2 protein-coding genes are annotated in these 7493 nt (G+C 73.4%); one reads left to right on the top strand and one right to left on the bottom strand.

What is annotated here, in order from left to right:
• Nucleotides 1-57: 57 nt before the first annotated feature.
• Nucleotides 58-6120, bottom strand: coding sequence for a beta-ketoacyl synthase N-terminal-like domain-containing protein (locus ACFWTC_RS26065; RefSeq protein ID WP_384028625.1), 6063 nt, complete (start codon nucleotides 6118-6120; stop codon nucleotides 58-60).
• A gap of 411 nt (nucleotides 6121-6531) precedes the next feature.
• Between ACFWTC_RS26065 and ACFWTC_RS26060 the strand changes: the two genes are divergently transcribed.
• The gene (locus ACFWTC_RS26060; RefSeq protein ID WP_384028627.1) at nucleotides 6532-7281 is read left to right on the top strand and encodes a 4'-phosphopantetheinyl transferase; all 750 of its coding nucleotides are present in this window, start codon (nucleotides 6532-6534) and stop codon (nucleotides 7279-7281) included.
• Nucleotides 7282-7493: the final 212 nt, after the last annotated feature.

Here is a 7493-nt window from a genome sequence, read left to right as displayed (position 1 = left end):
GTGTTCTCTCCTGGTGGTCGGCGATGCGGGGGCGTGATCGGGCCCGGCCGCGCCGGGTTACGGGAAGGTCAGGTCGAGCCGGGCCGAGCGGACCGGCGCGGCGGCCGGTCCGGGCGCGGCGGGCAGGCGCCAGAATCTGCTGCGCCGGTAGGCGGGCTTGGGCAGCGCCGGCCGTCCGGGTTCCCCGGGGGTGCCGGGGCCCAGCAGGACGTGGGCGTTGGTGCCTCCGAAGCCGAAGGCGCTGACGCCCACCCGGCTCCCGGCCGGCAGGTCCGTGACCCGGGTGACGGGGAAGAAGGGCGAATCGGCGAACGCGAAGCGCGGGTTCGGCCGGTCGCAGTGGAGCGTGGGCACGAGCCGGCCGTGCCGCAGGATCTGTACCGCCTTGATGAATCCGGCGACGCCCGCGGCGCTCAGCAGGTGCCCCATCGAGCTCTTGACGCTCCCGATGCCGCAGTAGCCGCGGTCCTCGGTGTACGTCCGGTGCACGGCGGTCAGTGCCTGGAGCTCGATCGGGTCGCCGATCATCGTGCCGGTGCCGTGGGCCTCGACGTAGCCGACGGTGCGGGCGTCGGCCCCGGCGCGCGTCAGCACGTCGGAGATCAGCGCGCGTTGGGCGCGGCCGCTCGGCGTGGTGTGCCCCATGGTCCGGCCGTCGTTGTTGACGCCCGAGGACTCGATCACGGCCAGCACCCGGTCCCCGTCGCGCAGGGCGTCGTCGAGGCGCTTGAGCAGCACCATCCCGGCGCCCTCGCCCGGCACGAGGCCGTCGGCGGACTCGTCGAAGGTACGGCAACGGCCGCTGGTCGACAGCGCCTTGCCGGCGCTGAGCATGAGGTAGGGCTCCTCGTCGAACAGCAGGTCCACGCCTCCGGCCAGGGCCATCGACGACTCCCCCGACGCCAGGCTCTGGGCGGCCAGGTGGATGGTCACCAGCGACGAGGAACACGCGCTGTCGACCACGAGGTTCGGCCCCGTCAGGTCCAGGAAGTGCGAGATGTGGGCGGCGACGAAGTTCTGGTTGACGCCGGCGATGTAGGGCCGTTCGGGGGGCTGCAGGTGAGCCCGGTGGTTGCCCGTGCGTGTGCCGACGAAGACGCCGACCGCCCCTCCCCGTACCTCGTCCTCGCGGTACCCGGCGTCCCGCAGGCACTCCACGGACACCTCCAGCGCCTTGCGCGCCAGCGGGTCCAGGTGGCGTGCCGCCTCGGCATCGAATCCGAAGAACTCCGGGTCGAACAGGGCGGCGTCGTCGAGGAATCCGCCCCATTTGCTCTGGCTGCGTCCCGGTCCGCCGTCCGGGCTGTAGAGGGAGGCCACGTCCCAGCGGTCGGCCGGCACCTCGGTGACGAGGTCGCGGCCCGCCAGCAGGGCCTCCCAGAACTGCGCCGGGTCGGCTGCGCCCGGCAGGCGGCAGCCCATCCCGATCACGGCGATGGGCCTCGGCCGCCCGTCCGGGGAGGGGGTCCGGAGCTGCGCCTGCGCCCCGGGTTCGGCCCGGGCCCAGGACGGCTGCGTCTGCGCCCCGGGGGCGGGCGGGCCGGCGGGCTCGGGTTCGAGGCCGGCAGGGGGTACGCCGAGCGCGGCGGCGAGGCCGCCGAGCGTCGGGTGCTCCTGGAGGAGGCTCGGATCGACCGGGTGGCCGAGGATCCCCTCCAGGTCGCGCACCAGTTCGGCCATCAGCAGCGAGTCCACGCCGATGTCACCGAGCAGGGTGTCGGCACCCAGCAGGCCGGGGTCGACTTTGGTGGTGCGGGCCACGACGGCGTACAGCCAGTCCGGCGCCGCCGCCGTGGCGGACTCACCGTACGGTGCGGTCGCCGCCGGTGCGGTCGCGACCTGTGCGGCCACGGCCGACACCGCCGGGCCCGCAACGACCACGCCCGGAACGGCTCCCGGTACGGCGACGGCTCCGGCGGAGGGCTGCTGTCCGGGGCGCGGCTCCGCGGTGCGCCGCGGTGCCAGGAACAGCTCGCCGGCGGCCACGGCGGCGCGCTCCACCCGGCAGGGCAGGGACACGGGGTCGCCGGGCACCCGCAGGGCGAGGTCGAGGAGTTCCAGGGCGTCGTCGGCGGCGAGGTCGGGGATGCCGAGCCCGCCGCTCGCACTCGTACGCTCCAGCCCCATGCCCACGCCCCGCCACAGGGGCCAGCGCAGGGCGCGCACCACGCACCCGGAGGCGCTGGTGTCGTGGGCGGCGGCGAAGTCGTCGAGCACGCCGTTCGCCGCCGCGTAGTCCAGGTGGCCCGCGGCGAGGGGCGGCAGCGCTCCGGCCACGGAGGAGAACAGCACCATGAGCCGGGGCGGTGTGGCTCCGAAGGCCGACCACAGCACCCGCAGCCCGTCGGTCTTGGGCCGCAGCACCCGGGAGATCTCCTCGGGCGTGCGGGACAGGAAGGACGTGGGCGGGTCCATCACCCCCGCGCAATGGAAGACGGCGTCGATCCCGCCGGCCTGCTTCCTGACCCGGCCGATCAGCCGGCGCAGGGAGGCGACGTCCTCCAGGGCGTCGGTCCGTACGGTCAGCGTCACCCCTCGCTCGACGAGGGCGAGCAGCGCGGTGAGGCGGGCGCGCAGCGCCGGGTCCGTGGCGGGTGCGGCGACGAGGGCGTCCCACTGGTTGCGGACCGGCACCCGGGAGCGGCCGACGAGCACGATGTGGCGGGCTCCCCGGTCGGCCAGGTGGGCCGCGAGGCGCAGGCCGATGCCGCCGAGGCCGCCGGTGATGAGCACCGCGCCGCGGTCGACGCCCGCGAGCAGGTCCTCGGCGGCCCGCGCCGGGGCGAAGGCGGCCACGGGCCGGCGGCGGCGCGTGCCCTCGTACCGGATCTCCGTCTCCCGGTCGACGGCGGCGCTCTCGGCCCGGACAGCGGCGGCGAGTTCTGCAACGCCGCCGTCGACGCGGACGGTGCGGCCGTGGAGGGCCTGGAACTCGCCGGACAGGGAGCGGTAGAAGCCCGCGAGCGCAGAGCGCTCGGCGCCGCTGACGTGTACGCAGCGCAGCCCGACGCGGGGGTTCGCGGTGAGCGTCCGCTGCAGCAGTGCGATGCGCTCGGTGACGAGGGTGCCGGGGGCGGCCCAGTCGACGAGGTCGACGATCCCGCCGAGGCCGGCCAGATCGGGTACGGGATCCCCGGGGACGTGCGCGATGGCGCGTTCCCCGAGCACCGTACGGGCCAGTTCCGGGTCGGTGGTGACCACCAGCAGCCGGCCGGTGTCGCCGGTGTCCGGCGCGGGTGCGTCCGCCCACTCGGTGGTGAGGAGTTCCGCGCCCGCGACGGGTGCCACCCAGTGCTGGTCGCGGCCGAAGGGGTAGGTCGGCAGCGAGACGGGCGGTGCGTCCGGGGCCGTCCAGGCCGGCCCCGCCCCTTCGGACTGCCCGTTCACGGGCGCATTCGGCGGCGTGTCGAGCGCCGAGGTGAGCCGCGCGGCGAGTTCGCCGAGGTCCGATGCCTCGACGGCGACGCGGTACGGCAGGGCCGCGCGCCCGGTGCGCAGGGTCCGCGCGATCGACGCGAGCGGCGGGGCGTCCGGTGAGCGGACCGCCTCCAGCAGACGAGCCACGGCCTCCCGCAGCGCCTGCGGGGTCCGGGCGGAGACGGGCACGACCACCGGAGCGGCCGTGGCGGGGGCCGCCGCCGCGCGGGAACCTTCCTCCAGGACCACGTGCGCGTTGGTGCCGCCCATCCCGAAGGAGCTGACTCCGGCCCGCAGCGGGCCGCCGCCTACGGGCGACTCCCATGCGCTGCGGTCGCGTTGGAGCCGCAACGGCGTACCGTCGATCTTGATCATCCGGTTCGGGCGGTTCAGGTTGCGCGCGGCCGGCAGCGTACGGTGCCGCATGGCCAGGATCACCTTGACCATGCCGGCGATTCCGGCGGCCGCCTCCAGGTGGCCGATGCTCGTCTTGACCGAGCCGACCGCGCAGTGCGGCTCGGCGGGCCGTGCGTGGCCCCACTGCCTGTAGAGCCGCTCGAACGCGGCGACCATGCCGGAGACTTCGATCGGGTCCCCCAGGCGCGTGCCGGTGCCGTGCGCCTCGATGTAGCCGACGGTGCGCGGGTCGACGCCCGCCTCGTTGTAGGCGGCGACGAGCAGGTCGGCCTGCGCGTCCGGGTTGGGGGCGGTGAAGGACTGAGCCTGCCCGCCGTGGTTGACGGCCACGCCGCGGATCACCGCGTGCACGCGGTCGCCGTCGGCCAGCGCCCGGTCCAGCGGCTTGAGCAGCAGGGCGGCGACGCCCTCGCCCCGGACGTATCCGTCCGCGTCCTCGTCGAAGGTGTGGCAGCGGCCGCGCGGACTCAGTACGCCGGTGCGCTGGTAGGCGTGTTGCCGGTCGGGGTCGCACAGGACGTTGACGCCGCCCGCGAACGCCTGGTCGCATTCGCCGGTGCGCAGCGCGGCGACGGCCTGCGCGACGGCGACCAGGGACGAGGAGCAGAGGGTGTCCACGGCGACGCTCGGCCCGCGCAGGCCGAGGGTGTACGAGACGCGGTTGGCCACCAGGGAGGGTGAGACCGCGACACTCAGGTGCGGCTCGTCCCGCCCGGCGTGCCGGGCGATCAGCGCGGCGTAGTCGGAGTGGCACACGCCCGCGTAGACGCCGGTGCGGCTGCCGGTGAGCGAGGCCGGATCGCATCCGGCGTCCTCGGCCGTCGCCCACACGGTCTCCAGCAGCAGCCGCTGCTGGGGGTCCATCAGGGCTGCCTCACGGGGGCTGATGGAGAAGAACTCGTGGTCGAAGCCGCGTATGTCGTCGAGCAGGGCCGCCTTGCCGATCAGACCGGGATGGTCGGCCGCGTTCCAGCGGTCCGCGGGAACGTCGCGGACGGCGTCCTCGTCGCGGCCCAGGAGGTCCCACAGTTCGGGCACGCTCCGCGCGCCGGGGAACCGGCCGGCCATGCCGATCACGGCAATCGGCACGGCGGCGCGACCCTCCGCCGACGGTACGGCCGCGGCCGGATCCGGGCGTTCGCCGCGCAGGACGCGGGCCATGGCGGTGACCGTGAACGCCTGGAACAAGGTGCTGGGGTCGATCTCGCAGCCGATCTCGTCCTCGGCCCGTACGGCGGCCTCCGACAGGGACAGGCTGTCCAGTCCGCGCGGGCGCAGGTCGTCGTCCGCAGTCAGCGAGCCGGCGGGCTCCCCGAGCACGGTCTCCAGCAGGGCCAGGAGCCGGCTTTCGAGGTCTTCGGGCAGGGAAGCGCGCGGCGGCTCGGAATAGGAAGCAGCAGGAGAAGGAGAGGCGGAGTCGATCGCGACCGGGGCCGCGCCGTCGCCCAGGAGGGCCGCGAAGGCCTCGGGCCGGACGAGCCGCTTGACGGTCTCCAGGCGGGCGAGCGTCCGGCCGTCGCGTTCCCGCAGGAGGGAGGAGGTGAGGACCACCCGGTCCTCCGACTCCCGCCGGCACCCGTCCAGGCGGTAGCGCACGGCGTCGGCCAGGCCGCAGTTGCCGAGGTAGACGATGTCCCGGCTGAGGGTGACGGCGTCGACGGCCCACTCGCCGCCGGGCACCACCGACCGTACGTACTTGCGCTCGCCGCGGTCGTTGATGTGTGGGTACGAGGCGAAGTAGAGCAGGCCCGCCGCGTTCACGTCCGCGAAGGGGTTCAGTTCGTACGTGTCGGTGTACAGACCGGTGGCGCCGTCGGGCTCCTGCTGGGTCAGGGCTCGGAACTCGCCCTGGAAGTGACGGTGTTCCGCGCTCGCGTCCGCCACGGGACCGCGGCCTTCGTTCCGCGGGGTGCCGGGGACGAGCCAGTTGCCGGGGCCCCGGCGGACGAAGGAGGTCAGCAGCCGGACGTCGACCGACGTCGTGGGCGTGGCGAAGCGGATGTCGCTGACGAAGGCGTGCTCGTCGAGTCGGGCGAGCGTGCCGGTCAGTTCTCCCTCGTCGTGCTCGGTGAAGAAGCGGAGGGAGTCGGCCGCGGTGAGCCGGGCGCGGGTGAAGGCGGGCAGCAGCCGTTCGCCGTAGGCGTCGGCGAGTTCGGCGACCGGGAGGCCGAAGTGCTCGCCGATCAGCGACCAGTGGAGGTCGCCGGCTTCGCGTAACAGCCAGTTCTCGGAGAGGCCGCCGACGGAGAGTGCGGGGAGGCCGAGGACGATCCTGCGGGTCAGCATATGGGCACCCGTCCGGCCGCAGTACGCTCGGCGGCCGCCGCGGGCCGGTGTGCGCGCCGACCCGGATGCGGCCACGACTGATAGCAGCGCTGAATCATCCACATCCCCCGATGTATTTGCCTGAAGACCTGTCTAGCACAACGGCCGTCGAAGTAGCTGACCATTGAAACTACTCCTGCAAGGCTCTGTATAGCACAGTGACCACCGAGGTGGTTGACCATTGAAACTACCCTCGACTCGGCCCCTTCCCCCGTCACCGGAATTCGAAGGCCGACAAGAATGCATCGTGGATGATCATGCCTGGTTACGCAAGTGGAGGGGTCGCTCGTGTCAGGAATTCCAGAGCCGGATCTCGGCATCCACCATCCAGTACGGGAACCCGGGCCGACCTGGCCTGATGGCGCGAATCCCGTGAGCCGCACGGGGTCGGGGCCCAGGCCGCGCCCCATCGTCGCCGGGCCCGGCCTACTCGCCGGTACGCTGCCGGACGTCGTGATCGTGGAGCTGTTCGCCGACCCACCGGACATCCACCTCTACCCGGAGGAAGCGGACAGGGTGAAGCGCGCGGTCGACAAGCGCCGACGAGAATTCGCCACCGTCCGGCTGTGCGCCCGCACGGCATTGGCCCGGCTCGGGGTGCCGCCGGGGCCGATCCTTCCCGGTCCCGCGGGGGCGCCGGTCTGGCCCGAGGGCGTCGCGGGCAGCATGACCCATTGCCCCGGCTACCGTGCGGCGGCGGTCGCCAGGACCGCGACGGTCGCCGCGGTCGGGATCGACGCCGAACCGAACTCCGTGCTGCCCAAGGGCGTCGAGCGGATGGTGGCCTCGCCCGAGGAGCGGCGCACGCTGGACCGTCTCACCCTGTCCCATCCCGCCGTGGCCTGGGACAGGCTGCTGTTCAGCGCGAAGGAGAGCACATACAAGACCTGCTTCCCGCTCATGGGCCAGCTGCTGGATTTCAGCGACTGCACCATCACCCCCGATCCGGAGCGGGGCACCTTCAGCAGTTCGCTGCACGTGCCGGGCCCGGTGGTGGGCGGGCGCCGGGTGAACACCTTCACCGGGCACTGGCGAACCGTCGTCCGGGAGGGCGTCGAGTACGTGGCTACGGGGATCGTCGTACCGGCCGTCCCCCGCACCCGCGGTGTCCGGCGACCGTGACCGGTAACCGGTGACCGCAGGCAAAACTTCGGCCGCATTCGATACGGTGGCTGAAATCCACGGGAGGCAAGAGGATTCCCTCCGTGGGCTCCGTAGGAAATCAGCCAAATAACTCGTCGAACCCCGTTCGGTCGTCCCGCACGGGGCCGCCGGGTCAATGGCCGGAAGTCGATCACACCCTTGGAGGGCCCATCTTGCGCCAGTAGGGTGAT

The sequence above is a fragment of the Streptomyces sp. NPDC058619 genome (assembly GCF_042717785.1).
In the GTDB taxonomy this organism is placed as follows: domain Bacteria; phylum Actinomycetota; class Actinomycetes; order Streptomycetales; family Streptomycetaceae; genus Streptomyces.
Note: the sequence above shows the minus strand (reverse complement) of the source record. Positions and strands in the feature narration are given on the sequence as shown.

What these genes read in the sequence shown, in the direction of transcription:
- ACFWTC_RS26065 (WP_384028625.1), bottom strand. Translation starts at nt 6,120, where the DNA reads ATGCTGACCCGCAGGATCGTCCTCGGCCTCCCCGCACTCTCCGTCGGC.